Below are 16,587 nucleotides of genomic sequence, written 5' to 3'. Positions count from 1 at the left end.
TCTGATCTGGAGATTGAAATGAGGCATTACGACGTATTCGGAGTGGGAAACGCCCTTGTGGACATCCTCGTACTAACCGAGGATTCCTTCCTAAAAAAAATGGGCTGGACCAAAGGAATCATGACCTTGGTGGATTCGGAAACGCAGGGTACGGTTCTGACCGCTTTGGAAGGGCATAAGAAGGAGTTGAGATCCGGAGGGAGCGCGGCGAATACCATGATCGCGCTAGCGAATTCAGGAGGAACCGGGACTTATACCGGAAAAGTGAGTTCCGACACCTACGGAGAATTTTATAAAAAGGATATGGAAAATGCGGGGATCCTATTCGAAGTTCCCCCGGTATCGGAAGGGCATACCGGAACCTGCGTGATCCTAACCACTCCCGACGCGGAGCGTACGATGCTGACTCACCTGGGCATTTCCTCCACTCTGACGGTCGCGGATATAGACTTGGAGAGATTGAAGGCCTCCTCTTATGCATACTTGGAAGGATATCTCTGGGATATTCCTTCCACCAAGCAGGCCTGCGTCCTAACAATGGAAGAAGCCAGAAAATCGGGCGTAAAAGTCGCCTTCACTTACAGCGATCCTTTTTGCGTTCATCGCTCCAGAGAGGATTTCATACGTTTGACCAAGGATTATTGCGATTTCGTTTTTTGTAATGTGGAAGAGGCAAAGGCCTTGGCCGGAACGGAATCCAAGGAAGACGCGATAAAATTCGTGTCTTCCCTTTGTCCGACTGTCTTCATGACCGACAGTTCCAACGGAGCATTCGTGTCGGAAAAAGGGAATATCCGTCATGTTACCGGATTCTCCGTTCAAAAGCTTCTGGATACGACCGGGGCCGGGGATAGTTTTGCGGCGGGGGCACTTTACGGCTTAGCGCAGGGATTTTCCCTGGAAAGATCGACAAAATGGGGAAACTACGTGGCCTCACGGATCGTTCAGGAAATCGGCCCTAGGTTAAGCGTTCGGTTAATGGGTCGTCAGGAAGAGATTTTAGGAAAGGCCTGAAATTTAAGGACAGCTCAGGGAAACCGCCATAGAGTTTCCGTTTCCGTTTTCGGGAACGGAAAAATTGATCTGGCGTACGATCGTATCCGGAAATCCGTCCAAGACTCCGTCCGTCACATTTGTGGTGTCCTGTAGACATACCAATTGGTATTGTCCCGGCATGATGTATTTGATCGGAGTGGCGCCGGATAGGGCGGGGGATGCGATCAACGGAAGTTTGGAAAGAAGGTTGATTTCCGTATCCCTAAAAATTCCGTAATAATGCACTTTGGATCCGCTGCCTCCGTAAATGAGCAGCTTGGAAGCGGAACTCGGATAGATCGTACGGGAACGGAGGAGCAGGTTTCCTCCTATATCTATTTGTCCCTGATGGTCGTATTTCCAGTCGCTGATTCCCACCATCGTCTGGGCGGTCGTCACTCCGTCCGCCGCGAAAATGGAATGAACCATTAAGTTTTCCTTAAGATTCATCCGGACTTCGAGAATATACGGTTCGTATCCGGAACGGAATTCCATATCTCCGTTTCCGATCGGACCTCCCTCGTCCGGTCCCATAGAATAGAGGACGGGGAATATCAGAGGAGTAGTCGCATAATTTACCGTCCCGGGAACATAGGCATTGTAGGGTACGATATTGAATCCGTTGATTCCGTAGTTGTCAAAGAAAGTGATGGTGGTCAGATCCACGCCGGGAAGAACTCCCCAACCGGTGACTAGGTTACGCAAAAAAACACCGGTATAATAGTATTGGCTCGGATAGAACCAATCCACACCTTGGGTCGGGTCGTTGGAAGGATATTGTGCCCCTTCTCCGTCAAAAAGCTGCTGCATCTTGACGAATCCGTTTTGCTGCTGGCATGTATTCGAGTTCAGAGTATAGGCCGTCGTACAGTACACTTCCCGGTTCGGCGCTATAAAATCCCAGAAGGATTTGGATTTGGCCGCGGTCGTGATCTGAGACAGATTTCCCAATCCGTCCTTGTACTTAGAGGAAATCCGAATCTCTCCGACGTCCAGATAGATCGGCAGGTTTGCTGCGGAAGGAATCCCACTTAGGTTGAGGGTCGGGTCGCCCACTCCCGTAGCTCCCTGGTTGTCTAAGTAAAGTGCACCGGTGCCGTTATTGTAATCCGTAAAATTCAACGGATTGTCGGTGGCGTACGTCGCTTTTAATAAAAGAAGCATTCTCTGGTTAAATAGAGTGCTGATGACCGGATCGCTGGTTTGGTGTCCGTGCCAAGCGCCCACACGGCAGCCGATCCAAAGCGGAAATAGAAGTAAGATACCGTAAACGTTTCGAATCATAGGAACATACTCAGCATTAACCCGAAGTTGAAAAATTCCGTATTTACCCTATTATAGTTGGCCGGGTTGCTCAATCTATAATCTTCCGTGGGGCCGATATAATTATTGTACTTTGCGGCGCTGGGAGGTTCGAGATCCGTTTCGAGGATCTTATAATAATCCACCCGGATTCCGATTCTGACTTTTTTTCCCGCGATGAAGCTGGCTTCAAAACCTGCGTAAATGGTTTTGTCCCAGCGGGACGTATTCGCGGGTCTGGCTACTACGAAGGATTCTCCTCCTCCCGCTTTTACCAAGAAATTGATGGGGATCTCGAAGGGAAGTTTGTATACCAGCGCCCCGTACGTGGGAATCGTAGTCAGGGCCCTTTCGGAGCGGGAAAGATAGTTCGCGTAGGAAGCTCCGAATTCCAAATAAAAAATCCAAGGCCAAGGAACACGTAAAAACAAACCGGCGCCCAAAGTGGTATTCAAAACGGATTGGGAAACGCTCCCCGGAAATGGATTCGAAGCCCCCATCCAAAAGCCGATTTCCGCTTTTCTATTATCGAAGAAGCTAGGTTTGTCCGCTCCTTCTTCTTCCTCGTCCTCTTCCCCCGTCGGCTCGTTTCGGTTGGAACGGACTAGTCCGGAAGAAGGAAGGCTTCCCCCCTGGGCGACAAGCTCCCCGTTCCGAAAGGAGTTGCCTACTTTCGGCAAATTCCAAGTGCCAGGTACGGAGGCCCCTCCCAAATAATTCAGGGCTCGTTTGCCGAGTTGGTCGGGAACGGCTAGGATTCCGGACCAAGGGAAGGCCAAAAAGGCAAGAGGAAGGAATCGCTTTACCAAGGAATTCCTCCGAACGTGTCCCGCTCCTCGTACAAGGAATCGATTTGCGGAAAAGAATCGTAATACGCTCGCAGAAAGTAGAGGCCGTAAGCCGGAAGAGTCATTCCGGCGATGGTACGATTTTTAGAGGATAAGATTTCCAATATATTCGTCTCTTTCCGCTTGCCTATGGCGATTTCAAATAAAGTGCCGGTAAGGATTCGAATCATGTTATGTAGGAAACCGTTTGCCTTGATACGCAATCGAAACAATCCGGGTTCTTCCCGATTTTCCTTCAGGCTTGCATCATAGATGACCCGTACCGTGCTTTTTCGGTTCCTCATGGAATTGGCTTTTGCCAAACTCCGAAAATCATGTTCGCCTTTTAATAGTTCCAGTTCTTGCCGTAAGCGGGAAACGTCAATCCGATGTTGGGACCAAAAGGCGCGGTTTTTCCAAACCGGTTGCGGAAAACGGGAATTCAACAGCAAGTACTCGTACTCTCTTGCGGTACAGGAAAATTGGGAATGGAAGGATTCCGGAACGGAGCGGATTCCTTGGACGGAAAGACCGCGGTCTGTAAGTGCATTGATTCCGAGTAAAAAACGGGAAGGCTCGGAAATCGGAAATTTTGTCCGGAAGTTCACGATCATTCCCTTCCCGTGCACTCCGGTGTCCGTACGTCCTGCGCCGTAGATCCGAACGGGTTCCCGCAACAGGACGGAGAGCGCTTTTTCGATTTCCTCTTGGACGGTGGGGGATTGTCTCTGGCTTTGGTAACCGTAAAAACAACCCCCGTCGTATTCCACCAGGAGGGCATAATTTTCCTTCGCGGCTTCCTCCTTCGTCATGGATTACTGCCCCGAAAAGAATAGAAGGTGGAAGAAGAAGAGGGTTATTTTTCCCCTCCCATCTCGTCGATGATCTTATTGTAACTATCGTAGAGCTCTTTGGCCATATCGATGATGACGGATGGTTTGGATTTCGAAGCCTTTCCTGAACCGTACAAGCGGGACAGGGTCCGTTTGGCGCGGACTAGTAGATTCAATTTGGATTGCGGGTCCGAAGCCAGCTCATCCTTGAATTTCATGGTAAGGTATGCGGAAAGATAAATCACACCGTCAAAGCCCCAGTTCTTGTCGGTATCCGGCCCGAGAAGGTACGAGGCAGCATCCACAGGCTCGGAACCGGATTGCATGATTTCCATGGTATCCGTATACCAGCCCGCCGATTTTTGGTAGAGAAGGTCCCGGATCTTATCGAAGCCGATTTCCGGAAATTCCGTATGCAGATCGTCGAAGTACCAGGCCCCACGGATGGCACAGACCGCTTTTTTGGGGGTGGGAGCCACGGTTCCCTTTCGGACTTGGTAGCATTCGATGGCCAACAAATAGGAAGCGGACCCTAAAACTAGGTTCCTATCCTGGTAAAAGTCCAAGGGACCCAAAATGAGTTCCATATTCTTTCTACGATTGTCTACGCTTTCCCGCAATTTTCCGTTTTCTTCCGCATCCAGGATGGACCAGTCTTTGGGAAACGCGGTGTATAGGCACCGAGGACATACGGAGAGAATATAATCGTTCGGATTGACTCGGCCGAATTTCTTGTTTTTTTCGTAGAGACGGCGCAATTCCTGGGTTAAACGTCCGGCAATAAGTCGGCCTCCCCCCTGGAACATACTCTCCCTTTGGTGAACCTCGCTACAGACAGGGCATACCGTGTCTTCTTTGTTCCGAAAGGAGATCTTCTTACCTTGTGCGAGTGCTGTTGCCGTCATTTGTAGGAGAATTTCCGGAAAAATCCCTCCGGAAGCGTCAATTCTCACCGTATTCTAACCGATAGACTAAGAAGAAAAGCACGATTTTCGGGTTGAACCCGGTCTCCGATGGGAGATAGTAAAGAAAAGGTCCGCCAATGAAGAAACTTCTCGTTTTCACGATCGCGATGTTTGTCGCGCCCGCAATCCTCCACGGCGAAGCCGTATCGATGAAGGCATATAAGAAACGGGTCGAACTACTAACGTATTTACGGGAGATAGAGCCGATCGTAAAAAATTACCCCGGAGACCCTAAAAACGCGCAGAACCAGCAGGGCCAACAACCTACAGCCGGGGCTCAGCAACAGGGAGACGGGGATCGCCTTGCGAAATACAAGGAATTAAAACGACTCTATCAGGAAGGATTGCTGTATTTCTTCGAAGGAAATCATGTGAATTCCTACAGACGTTTCCTGGAAGCCCAACTCGGGATGGAAATTCTTCTGGAGGAGATTTCCCAGACATACGTGGAGCGCACGGAAGAGATCCTGAAGACGGCCCTAGAAAAAAAGAATCCTAGCAATCCGCAAGACAGGGCCTTGGTGGATATTGCCGTGGAATACGGAACGGGAAGTTACGCTAGGGCGGACATTAAGGAAAATCGCGAGGCTCCTTTTTTCAGAAGGATGTACAACCCGCGCGAGTATCATTACGTTACCAGCAAGTATGTCATTGAAAAGAATATGGAGTTGGGATACCACTTCCTAGGCGAAGCCAAGGAAACCAGAAACAATGCTCTCAAGATAGAGAAGCATCTGGAAAAACACCAGAAGCTGCAGCCTGTACACCGGAAATTCCGGATCGAACAGTATCTTGCGGCAATCAACCTCTGCAGGGACGCGAGAGCGAATGCGATCAACATATTCAAACTGAAATACCCGTACGACAATTATTTCATCCAAAGATCGGACGCTAAGTCGGAAGAGCTTCGGAACGAATACGGAGAAATCACTCCTGCGGAAGTGGTTTCCATCGAGGGGATCACGTACGACTTCACGCAGAACCCTCTGGTCCGTTTGGATGCAAGAATGAGCCCCGTCTTCGACAAGCGGATTCCCGACGAATACCGTCGCGATGCGGTGGACGTACTCGGTCGGGTATTTGACGACGAGATCGCGAACCGATTGTACCTCAAGTGGGACTTCGAAAAGAGGAAGGCACTCTTAGGGGATAAAGTTCCTCCGAACAAGACAAAAGCGAACCAGGCAGCCGGCCAAAACAAATGATTTTCTAGAGTCCTTTCCTTCTCTTTCCGGAGGAAAGGACTTCGCTGAATGGCGTTCGTTAAGCAACGTATCGGATCGAATATTACGATTTCGGATCCGAACCGATCCCCGGAATTTTCGGACGTTCATAAAGTACTTTTCACGCGGCGTCCGTTCCGAGAGCATAGCCTTGCATGAATCCATTCAAGTTTATGGAAAGTCGGCTGGGTCGATTCTCTAAGGAATACAGGAAACTGGTTGTCCGCACTTACGTGATCACCGTTCGGTTGGTACTGACCACCGCTTTCCCTTCCATGATCAAAGGAATCTTTTACTCTTTATCCGGAAATCGTTCCAAGCAATATGCATCGTTCCTAAAAGGATCCAAGACCTGGGGCGCAGCGGTGCGTAAGATGACTAACACGAACCTGATTTTTACGAATGAAATTCCGATTCCGGAAACCGGGCATATGATTTTTTTGAATCATGTGAACGAGATCGATTTTCCCTATGATTGTCTAGTCGTAAACAAACCCTATCTTGCAAACCAGGTGATCAAGAAGACCCTGGTCGCGTATTGGTGGATGAAAGCGATGGGATCCCAGGTATTCGAATCCTCCAAGGCGACGACCATCGCGGTTTCGGTGCGAAACCTATTGAAAGGTTTGAACACAACCTCCTATATCGTTTATCCCGAAGGACACAATTCGTATTCGGAGGAGATCCAACCGCTTCTGAAAGGAATGGTCAAGATCGCTTTCGAAAATAAGATACCTGTTGTGATGGTGCTGAAATCCGGCATTACTCGTTACCAGACCGATCCGAAGAACGTGACAGTAGGATACAAATACGTGGGGAGATTCGATCCTACTGAATTCCAGACTTGGGAGGCCTTTCGCGATTCCTTACAGGAAATCATGGTTCGGGAAAAAGACGCACTGGACAAGCAGATCGGAACCGTCCGTCAACCAGAGACGGTAAAGGTGAAGTGATTCGTACCCTACTCATCGCCAACCGAGGGGAAATTTCGCTTCGAATCCAACGAACCTGCAAACGGTTGGGAATCCGAACCGTGGCGGTCTATTCCGATGCGGACAGAAATTCTCCCTTCGTGAAAAACGCGGATCTTTCCTATTACATCGGAGAGTCCGAGCCTTCCAAATCCTATCTTTCCATTCCTTCGATTTTAAAGGCGGTTCGTGAAACCGGGACGGACGCAGTGCACCCCGGCTACGGATTCCTTTCCGAAAAAACCGAATTTGCCCAGGCTCTCGCGGCAGCCGGGATCCTGTTTCTGGGTCCCCGGCCCGAAAGCGTGGATTTGATGGGAGACAAGATACGATCCCGGGAAGCAATGATCGCAGCCGGAGTTCCGGTAGTGCCGGGGACGGACGGAAATACGCAAGATCCCAAAACTTTGTTAAACGAAGCAAAGAAGATCGGCTTCCCCGTGATGATCAAAGCGAGCGCGGGAGGTGGAGGCAAGGGCATGAAGAGGGTATATTCCGAAGAGGAATTTCTTTCTTCCTTGGAGTCGGCCCAAAGGGAAGCTTCCAATGCATTCGGAGACTCCCGTGTCTTTTTGGAAAAATACGTATCCAACCCTAGGCATATAGAAGTGCAGGTGTTCGGAGATTCCAAGGGGAAGGTGATCCATCTCTTCGAAAGGGAATGCTCCATCCAGAGAAGGCACCAAAAGGTGATCGAAGAGTCGCCCGCCCCGAATCTGGATCCGAAACTGCGGGAGGAGATTTGTGCCGTGGCCGTGAAGGCGGCTTCTTCCATCGGGTATCTCGGGGCCGGAACGGTGGAATTTATTCTAGGGGAAGACGGATCGTTCTACTTTTTGGAAATGAATACCCGCCTTCAAGTGGAGCACCCGGTCACCGAAATCGTGACCGGAATCGATTTGGTAGAATGGCAGATCCGTATTTCGGAGGGTAAAACCTTGGTTGAACTCTTGGCGGGTTCGTCGGTCAAGCAGTCCGGGCACGCGGTAGAAGCCAGACTGTACGCTGAGGATCCGGAAAACGAATTTCTTCCTTCTATCGGAAAAATCGAATATGCCTCGTTTCCGGAGATCCAAAACGTACGAGTGGATAGCGGAGTGGAGACCGGCTCCGAGGTTTCCCTTTACTACGATCCCATGTTGGCAAAGATCATCGGCAACGGAAAAACGAGGGAAGAGGCGCGTAAAAATCTGATCCAGGCGTTGGAAAATACGGTCGTTTTCGGGCCGACTACGAACGCTTCGTACTTAAAGGGAATTCTTTCCCATCCCGAATTTGCCAAGGGAAACACGAACACTCACTTCTTAGAACGGCATCAGATCTCCGTCGGCGGAGAAGGGGAGGAAAAGGACGCGCTGGCAAAAGTCGCCTCTCTATTGTTCGGAAGGCGGAAAAAAGCGCCTTCGATTTGGGAAGCGATCGGGACGAAGGATCTATGGGAAGTTCGGAAATGAGCAGTTTGTACAGACTTCGCTGGAAAGATCGGGAATTCCTGTTGGATCTGGGAGAGGGAACCGCATCCGCAAGACTCTTGGATTCGGAGACGGGAAATTGGGAATCCGTATTGACCCATTCCGTTTGGACCTTGGAAAAGGACGGACATTACTCCCTCCCCGACGGGTCCATCGCTCTGTTTTCCGGAGGAAGGATCTTCATTCATACGAGAGGAAGGAGTTTTCAATTCCTTCTGAAAGGCAGAGAAGGTGTTAACTCCGACTCCGCTCAAAGGGAAATTAAGAGCCCTATGCCCGGCAAAGTCATTAAAGTAGAAGTTGCGCCCGGAGATGCTGTCCGGAAAGGACAGACTCTTGCCGTGGTCGAAGCGATGAAGATGGAGCATGCTTTAAAGGCGGGATCGGATTCCCAGGTGGAAGAGGTTCGGGTTTTGCCGGGAGACTTGGTCTTACAAGATCAAATAATTCTAATACTCCAAAACTGAAGTAAGTACATCGCCGAAGATCCAAGAAAGACCGGAGGGCTTCCTTCCGGAATTTTTATTCCAAGATTACAATTCTATTTCGAACAATTGTTTTGTTTTAGGCCCAAGATCTTACGTCCATTTTTCCAACCTCGTCGATCGTCTGCTTTTCCTGGAATAAATTTGACAGGGTCTAGGAGGCCTCTATAACTTGCGAAATCGTATTTAATTCCCCGAGCGTTGAATGAAGAATTTCCCGATCCGTCTTATCTTTACAGGGCTTGTTGCCGTCTTTCTCTATGAACCGATCTCTGCTCAGGAAATCATCACCGGTTGTGAAAAACCGGAACCTCGAAAAGATCTTCCCTTTCCGATCAGCCAACAGAGACAACTTTGTAAAAAAGACCTGTTAAAGAAAAAGGAAGGTTGGTTTCCCACGGGTCTTCCTCTCTTAAATTCGGATCCGAACACGGGTGTCGGATACGGGGTTCGGGTTTTCGCGTACAATAACGGGACCAAGGATGATCCGTTCTTCGAATATACCCCGTACAAATTCCGGATATACGCGCAGTATTTCAATACTTCGAAGAATAGACAGTACCAGGATATCGCTTTCGATGCCCCTTTCGTTTTCGGCACCCAATGGAGGTTGAGAGGAGAAGGAGTGTATGACGCGAATCCGAATACTCTGTATTTCGGAATCGGACAATCGTCTCTCCAGACATTGAGCTATACGGATAGGAACCAGCCCGGAGCTCCCGTGACCACGAACGCGACGTTTTCGGACCAGCAGAAAAACTTGGCCTATACAAGACCAGGAGGTCCCGGAGATCCGGTCGCTTTAGGTGGGGGGACATACAGCGGTTTCCCCAGTGCGAACGGATTTCAGGTAACGGACTCGCAATACAATCGATACAATATCATCTCTCCTACGGCGAATCTCAGTGCGGAGCATTCCTATTTCGGCGGAACGGTGCGTTTGGTAGCGGGTCTTCGCATGTCCCAAAACATCGTTCGGACGTTTGACGGAACCATGAGCAAAGGTCTGGATCCTGTTCTGGATGGACAGGTCATTAACTCGGCCGGAAACGCATTTAACCAAACGACCAAGTTGACCCAGGATTATAATGCGGGAAAAATTCTAGGGTATCATGGAGGAAACGTGAACTCTCTCCGCTTGGGGCTTGTGTACGATACTCGGGATTTGGAACCGGATCCGAACCAAGGGATGTTTCTAGAGGCCACGTACGAGAAGGCCTCTAAGGCGATGGGATCGGGCTACGATTTCTCCAAATATTTCGCTCAAGGTAAGTTCTTTTTCAGCCCGTTTCCGAAGATATTCGATAAGTTGGTTTTAGCGGGAAGAGCGGGGTTTTCCCTCACTTCGGGAGACGCTCCGTTCTTCGAATATAGGAACATGTGGGGAACGGAAGGTGTGATCTCCGGATTGGGAGGTCGGACGACTTTGCGCGGTTACAAACAGGACCGGTTCGTGGGTCGGTCCATGGGTTGGGGTAACGTCGAGGTTCGTTGGAGGTTCACCCAATTTACGGTTTTGGGGCAACACTTCGCGCTGATGCTCGTACCGTTCTTCGACTTCGGAAGAATTTGGGACGACGAACATAAGGCGGGCTTAAAGGATTATAAATATTCCAAAGGGGTCGGTTTCCGTGTGGCATGGAACCAAACTACGGTTATCATTTTGGATTACGCAGTATCTAGGGAAGACAAGCAGCTCTTCATCAACTTTAACCACGCATTCTAACGAAGAGGTCGCCATGAAAAAATTCGAACGTTTCCATTTATCTTACCAAGCGGCGCTTCTGATCCTCTCTTTGGGGTTGTCCGTGATCGGATGCGAGGAAAAACCGGCAAAAAACACTCTGGGATTCCAGAACGAGGACGCTAGTCTGCTGATCGCGGGCGCGATCTTTTTCAGCGCTTTCCATTCCAACGGAGACGGAACCATTACGAATTCCGCAACCGGTTTGACTTGGAAAGTTTGTTCCCAAGGCCAGACTTACGTGAATACGTCCGGCGGCTATTCCTGCGAAGGAGGAGGCATTTCGAATTCCGGATTCGGTGCCGCCCAATACCAATATTGCAATCAGAATTCCAGCGCCTGCAATACCGTTTCCACTCCCCAAACTCTTACGAACGTTTCCCAAATCGGTGTAGGAGGTTCTTCGGAAGCTTTTAACAACTGTTCTTCGGACAGGACCGCCGGAAAAACGGATTGGAGAGTTGCCACTTACGGAGAGTTGAAAGCTCTCGGTTCCTCGGGTAGAAACGAAATGCTCCTCAAATTTCCGGATACGATCGAGGATTATTACTGGAGTTCCTGGGCCAACGAGCAGGATTCCTCGGGACAGACGGCGAGAGCGGTCAGCTTCGCACAGAATCAGTTCGGCACAGATTTTATGGCGTCCAAAACTAGCCGATATTATATCCGTTGCGTCAGGCCCTGATCTCGCAAGCGGCTTGTAGCCATGAAAATTGGTAGGATCCAATTTCTTTATATTCTAATATTCGCATTTACTGCCGAATCGATCCGCTCCGAAGCCCCTCCTCCCTCCGGGGGTTGCGAAAAATCCGCTCCTAGGACGAACCTTCCTTTTCCCATGGATCCTACCAAGCAGCTTTGCAAAAAGGATCTGGATCAAAAAAAGGAGGGCTGGTATCCGACAGGATTGCCGCTTATCAATTCGGATCCGAACGAAGGGATCGGATACGGAGTCCGAGCCTACGCTTACAACAACGGCAAAAAAACGGATCCGTTATTCGATTATACTCCCTACCGGCTGCGTTTCTTTGCCCAGTATTTCGACACGAATAAAAACGCGCAGTACCATCAGCTTAGTCTGGATATGCCGTTCATCGCTAATACGCAATGGAGGCTGAGGGCTGACGCCTTTATGACCATCACGCCTACCACCTTGTATTTCGGAATCGGGGAAGATTCCATGAAAAACCTGAGTTATCGGGATAGAAACCAACCGGGCGGCAGCTTATACACAAATACGACCTACCAAAACCAGGCGGACAATTTGGATTATTGGCGTCCCGGAGGACCGCAGGATCCGGTGCGCTACAACGGTAACACCTATACCGGTATTCCTAGCCAACCCGGGTTCGTGGTTACGGACCGGATGTACAATCGGTATGAAATCCAGACTCCGATGATCAATCTAAGCACGGAGAGATCATACGTAGGCGGAACGGTGAGATTGGTCGCAGGGATCAAGGCCTCGAATAATATCGTCCATACCTTCGACGGAAAATTCGTGCAAGGTCATGATCCGGTTTTGGGCGGAGATCCGTTCAAAACCGGCGCCAAGGTTCCGAACGGGACGACCAGACTGACCCAGGACCAGCAGGCGGGAAAAATCCTAGGATACGGGGGAGGATATGTGAACTCGGTCCGGATCGGACTCGTGTACGATACCCGCGACTTCGAACCGGACCCGAACAGCGGGATGTTTGTCGAAGGAACGTACGAAAAGTCCAGCAAGGCCATCGGCTCCGATTTCGATTTCCAGAAATTCTTTACTCAGGGTAAATTCTTTTATAGTCCTTTTCCGAAAGTTTTCGACAAGTTGGTCTTAGCGAGCCGATTCGGTATGGGGTTGACGGACGGGAATACTCCGTTTTTCGAATATAGAAACCTTTGGGGAACCGAGGGCGTCATAGGCGGATTAGGAGGGTTGCGTACGCTCAGGGGATACAAGCAGGATCGGTTCGTCGGAAGAGCGATGGGATGGGGAAACCTGGAAGTACGATGGAAATTCGCGGAAGCTTCCGTGGGCGGGGAATATTTCGCGTTCAATATCGTTCCGTTTTTCGATTTTGGGCGGGTTTGGGACGACGAGCATAAGGTCGGAACCCAAGGTTATAAGTATTCCAGGGGATTAGGGCTTCGGATCGCTTGGAACCAAGCGACGATTATCATGATCGATTATGCGAAATCGCGAGAAGACGAACAGTTATTCGTAAATTTCAGCCACGTATTTTAGGGACCGTCATCCTCTGAGGACGTTATCGTTCACCAATACCGTATCATGTCTGGAGGGCGCCCTGTTTTCCGGATAATCCGTGGAATAGTGAAGCCCTCTGCTCTCCTTTCTGGAAAGGGCCGCACGGATAATGAGTTCTCCGACTAAAACGAGATTTCTGAGTTCCAGCAGAGGCGCGGTTATGATCGTGCGTTTGTAGTAGTCTCTCACTTCGGAAAAGATGAGGTCCATCCGTCGCAACGCGCGTTCCAAGCGAAGATCGGAACGCACTATTCCCACGTAGTTCGACATCGTATTTTTGATCTCCACTAAATCGTGGGAAATCAATACCCATTCCTCGGTATTGACCAGGCCTTCCTTATTCCACGGAGGGATTTGGTCGTGCTCCGGCAGGAATTCGGGAGGGTTATATTTTACATCCAAGGCGATCCGATTGGAAAAGACCAAACATTCCAGAAGGCTGTTGGAAGCGAGGCGGTTGCCTCCATGCACGCCCGTGCAGGCTACTTCTCCCGCCGCATAAAGATTGGAAATATTCGTTTTTCCCTGGAGGTCCGTCGCCACGCCTCCGCACATAAAATGCGCTGCGGGCACTACGGGAATCGGCTGCAAGGTGATGTCGATCCCGAGTTCCAGGCATTTTTCGTAAATGGAAGGGAAGGCCGCCTTGATCTCGTCCGCGGGTTTGTGAGAAATGTCCAGCCAAACGTGCGAGGCTCCCGAACGCTTCATTTCCGCGTCGATCGCGCGCGCGACGATATCCCTGGTGGCGAGGTCGGCCATCGGGTGGTATTTTTTCATGAACGGTTCTCCGTCCATGCTGAGCAATACCGCTCCTTTGCCTCGGACCGCTTCCGAGATCAAAAAGGATTCCCCTTTTTCGTGATAGAGGGAAGTCGGATGGAATTGATAAAATTCCATATTCTTAATCACGGCACCGGCACGGTACGCGCAGGCCACTCCGTCCCCGGTAGCGATCTTAGGGTTCGTCGTGTGGGAATACACTTGTCCCGCTCCGCCGCTTGCGAGCACGGTTCTCTTTGCCAGGATAGGAACCACCTCCCCCGTATGATTGGACAGCACGTAGGCGCCGAAGCAGATCAGCCCTTTTCTTTTTAGATGGTGCGGAGTGATTAAATCTACAAGAGTATGATATTCTAATATTTTAATATTCGGATTTCTTTTTACGATTTCAAGCAGAGTCTTTTCGATTTCCCGTCCTGTCCTGTCGTGCGCGTGAACGATCCGATTCGTGCCGTGACCCCCTTCCCGATGTAGGTCGAACGCTCCCTGGGAATCCAGGTTGAACGGAACCCCGTATTCGAGAAGTTCCTTTACGAGAGCCGGACCTTCCTGGACCAAGATCCTTACGGCTTCCGGATCGCAGAGTCCCGCTCCCGATTCCAAAGTATCGCGTACATGATCCTCGAACTTATCTCCTTCTGCGAATACGGACGCAATGCCCCCTTGCGCGTAGTTCGTGTTGGATTCGTAATCCGATTTTTTGGTGATGATGGTTACGTCGCCGTAAGGAACCAGCTTTAAGGCTTGGAAAAGTCCGGTAATGCCGCTCCCGATGATCAGAAAGTCGGTCCGAATTCTTGGCATGATGTAAGTCCCCGGAAATGCCCGCGATCGATCAGGAGATCGCGGGCTTTTCGACTCTGTTTATTTGCGTTTGGCGCCCGTATTGATGAGAGCTTCCACGTAATCGATGGAGCGGATCAACTGGTAATCCGGTTTGATCGGATCGTTCTTGTGTTCCTGGATGAATTTGTCCGCTTTTCCGTTCGCTTTCACCCAAGTATCCAATTTCTTTACGTCGAAATGGCTTTTCTCCTCCGCTGCGGAAGGAAGCTCAGGCAAATGGTTCCACATGTTTTCTTCCCTGTAGTGGAAAGGAAAGCTACCGTCTTCTTCTCCGGAAACTTCCACATCCGGTTTTACGCCTACGACTTGTATGGTGTTTCCGGAAGGGGAATAGTATCTAGATTGGGTTAGTTTGATATAGTAAGCTCCGTTTCCGGGAAGTTCCTGCAGTTTTTGAACCGTAGCTTTACCGAAAGAGCGTTCTCCCAAAATCAACCCTCTACCGTGGTGCTTCAATGCGGAAGCTACGATTTCGGATGCGGATGCGGATTTCGCGTTGATTAATACGGCTACGGGAAGATCCGTCAAGTCCCGGTTTCTGGCATTCGAATCTTCCGGGCTGCGGTTCGGACTCTTAACGGAAACGATTAATCCGTTCGTAATGAACATGTCCGCCAGATCTATCGCCAAGTCCAGATATCCGCCCGGGTTATTTCTAAGATCGAGTACGAGCGCTTTTAATTTCGTGCCCTTAGCTTGCGCCTGTTTTTCCAATTCCCGGAAGTGTTGCACAAACTCCTTATCTACGGAAGGATCCGATTTTACGAATCCGGTCAATTTGATATAACCGATGTACGCATGGCCGTCGAGGAGCTTGCTCGCGATATTTTTGATTTCGATGGTATCACGAACCACGTCTATATTCAAGGTTCCGGCAACGCCTTTTCGACGGATCGTCAGGCTGACTTTGGATCCTTTCTTTCCTTTGATGCGTTCCACGACTTTGTCCAAGATCATTCCTTTGACTGACTTTCCATCCACAGCAAGGATAACGTCGCCGGCGCGCACTCCGGCGTTGACTGCCGGTCTTCCTTCCAGCGGGTTCTCCACTACTACTTCCTTGTTTCCGCCTCCGCTCAGGATGGCCCCGATTCCTTCGAAACTTCCGTCCTCTATCTTGGCCATGGATTCTTCCCAAACGGCCTTCAGAAACACTTGGCTATGAGGATCCAATGAGGAAAGGTATCCGTTCGCAGCGGCGAGATATACGTCCTTGATGGAAAACGGTTCCTTGTCCTTATTTTCCTCAGAACCGAACGGATCTTTTAGGGGAGAAGTGGTATAATTTTGCAGATTCTTTTCCACAAAAGCGAGAACCCGATCGAAGTCCTTTTTGGAGAAGTTGGTCTGTTCCCATTTTGCGGAAAGTACCGCTTTGCGGACCTTCTCCCTTTCCACCAATTTGATGATTTCTTCTCCCGACAATTTGGGTTTGTTCGCTTCTTCCTTCAGTTTTCGATCCCTGATTTTTTCCACTTCCTTGTAATCAGGATCGAGTAATAGAAACTTATCTTCGGCGGAGAGCTTGAACGTCTTTCCCGGAAAAATATCGTCGGGTTCCTCGTATTTTTCCCTGTCTTTGAAATAACTTTCGGGATACATATACAAAGGATGAGGAAGGGAAAAAAGGGCAAAGACGGCCGCATCCTTGTAGGCGCGGTTTTTATCGATGTTTTTATCGATGTAGTTCCGATCAACAGTCTTGACCACACTGTCGAAATCCTTGAGAGTAAAATCCGCGGTGGTCTTGGTATGTCCCGAGGAAGGCTCGCAAAAAAAGATGCTCGTACAAAGTACGACGGAGACAAAGGAGAAAGAGAGGGATCTCAGGCTTTTCAATTCGGTTCCTC

At 49.8% G+C, this 16,587-nt stretch carries 14 protein-coding genes; 8 read left to right on the top strand and 6 right to left on the bottom strand.

Going from position 1 to position 16,587, the window contains the following annotated elements; translation table 11 throughout:
* Positions 1–18: 18 nt before the first annotated feature.
* Entirely contained in the window at positions 19–1,014 is a 996-nt protein-coding gene (locus EHO61_RS01530) for an adenosine kinase (protein WP_135811886.1), read from the top strand.
* A 3-nt stretch (positions 1,015–1,017) separates the two neighbouring features.
* Here the strand turns inward: EHO61_RS01530 and EHO61_RS01525 are convergent, their stop codons facing one another.
* Genes EHO61_RS01525 through EHO61_RS01510 form a run of 4 tightly spaced genes read right to left on the bottom strand, consistent with a single transcriptional unit; the run spans position 1,018 to position 4,902 of the window.
* Positions 1,018–2,319 (bottom strand): LIC11270 family surface protein, encoded by a 1,302-nt coding sequence (locus EHO61_RS01525; RefSeq protein ID WP_135811885.1) that lies wholly within the window; start codon positions 2,317–2,319, stop codon positions 1,018–1,020.
* Positions 2,316–3,146 (bottom strand): hypothetical protein, encoded by an 831-nt coding sequence (locus EHO61_RS01520; RefSeq protein ID WP_135811884.1) that lies wholly within the window; start codon positions 3,144–3,146, stop codon positions 2,316–2,318. Before EHO61_RS01520 ends, EHO61_RS01525 begins: the two co-directional genes overlap by 4 nt.
* Complete coding sequence (gene truA / locus EHO61_RS01515; protein ID WP_135811883.1) at positions 3,140–3,976, bottom strand: tRNA pseudouridine(38-40) synthase TruA; 837 nt, start codon at positions 3,974–3,976, stop codon at positions 3,140–3,142. The genes EHO61_RS01520 and truA overlap by 7 nt, the downstream gene beginning before the upstream one ends.
* 44 nt (positions 3,977–4,020) lie before the next feature.
* Positions 4,021–4,902, bottom strand: coding sequence for a DUF2225 domain-containing protein (locus EHO61_RS01510; RefSeq protein ID WP_135811882.1), 882 nt, complete (start codon positions 4,900–4,902; stop codon positions 4,021–4,023).
* 137 nt (positions 4,903–5,039) lie between these two features.
* Here EHO61_RS01510 and EHO61_RS01505 point away from each other — a divergent pair, with 137 nt between their 5' ends.
* The 7 genes from EHO61_RS01505 (at position 5,040) to omp85 (EHO61_RS01475) (ending at position 13,087) form a co-directional block, all read left to right on the top strand.
* Entirely contained in the window at positions 5,040–6,167 is a 1,128-nt protein-coding gene (locus tag EHO61_RS01505) for an LIC11274 family protein (RefSeq protein WP_135811881.1), read from the top strand.
* Between the two features lie 173 nt (positions 6,168–6,340).
* Positions 6,341–7,138 (top strand): lysophospholipid acyltransferase family protein, encoded by a 798-nt coding sequence (locus EHO61_RS01500; RefSeq protein WP_135811880.1) that lies wholly within the window; start codon positions 6,341–6,343, stop codon positions 7,136–7,138.
* Positions 7,135–8,610 (top strand): acetyl-CoA carboxylase biotin carboxylase subunit, encoded by a 1,476-nt coding sequence (locus tag EHO61_RS01495; RefSeq protein ID WP_135811879.1) that lies wholly within the window; start codon positions 7,135–7,137, stop codon positions 8,608–8,610. Before EHO61_RS01500 ends, EHO61_RS01495 begins: the two co-directional genes overlap by 4 nt.
* Positions 8,592–9,095: an acyl-CoA carboxylase biotin carboxyl carrier protein subunit gene (locus tag EHO61_RS01490; RefSeq protein ID WP_135811878.1), complete on the top strand. Its 504-nt coding sequence runs from the start codon at positions 8,592–8,594 to the stop codon at positions 9,093–9,095. The genes EHO61_RS01495 and EHO61_RS01490 overlap by 19 nt, the downstream gene beginning before the upstream one ends.
* A 223-nt stretch (positions 9,096–9,318) precedes the next feature.
* Positions 9,319–10,839 carry an Omp85 family outer membrane protein gene (gene omp85 / locus EHO61_RS01485; protein WP_135811877.1) on the top strand — a complete coding sequence of 507 codons (1,521 nt, stop codon included), beginning with the start codon at positions 9,319–9,321 and terminating at the stop codon, positions 10,837–10,839.
* A gap of 13 nt (positions 10,840–10,852) precedes the next feature.
* Positions 10,853–11,542 (top strand): surface adhesin Lsa25, encoded by a 690-nt coding sequence (gene lsa25 / locus EHO61_RS01480; protein ID WP_135811876.1) that lies wholly within the window; start codon positions 10,853–10,855, stop codon positions 11,540–11,542.
* A gap of 21 nt (positions 11,543–11,563) precedes the next feature.
* Positions 11,564–13,087: an Omp85 family outer membrane protein gene (gene omp85 / locus EHO61_RS01475; RefSeq protein WP_135811875.1), complete on the top strand. Its 1,524-nt coding sequence runs from the start codon at positions 11,564–11,566 to the stop codon at positions 13,085–13,087.
* A gap of 6 nt (positions 13,088–13,093) precedes the next feature.
* Here the strand turns inward: omp85 (EHO61_RS01475) and nadB are convergent, their stop codons facing one another.
* Together nadB and EHO61_RS01465 are read right to left on the bottom strand one after the other, a co-directional pair.
* Positions 13,094–14,695 (bottom strand): L-aspartate oxidase, encoded by a 1,602-nt coding sequence (gene nadB / locus EHO61_RS01470; protein WP_135811874.1) that lies wholly within the window; start codon positions 14,693–14,695, stop codon positions 13,094–13,096.
* A 60-nt stretch (positions 14,696–14,755) separates the two neighbouring features.
* On the bottom strand, positions 14,756–16,576 hold the full coding sequence (locus EHO61_RS01465) for a S41 family peptidase (RefSeq protein ID WP_135811873.1): 1,821 nt from the start codon (positions 16,574–16,576) through the stop codon (positions 14,756–14,758).
* Between the last annotated feature and the right edge of the window lie 11 nt (positions 16,577–16,587).

It is taken from the genome of Leptospira fluminis (assembly GCF_004771275.1).
Classification (GTDB): domain Bacteria; phylum Spirochaetota; class Leptospiria; order Leptospirales; family Leptospiraceae; genus Leptospira_B; species Leptospira_B fluminis.
This window is presented reverse-complemented; position numbering and strand designations above follow the sequence as displayed.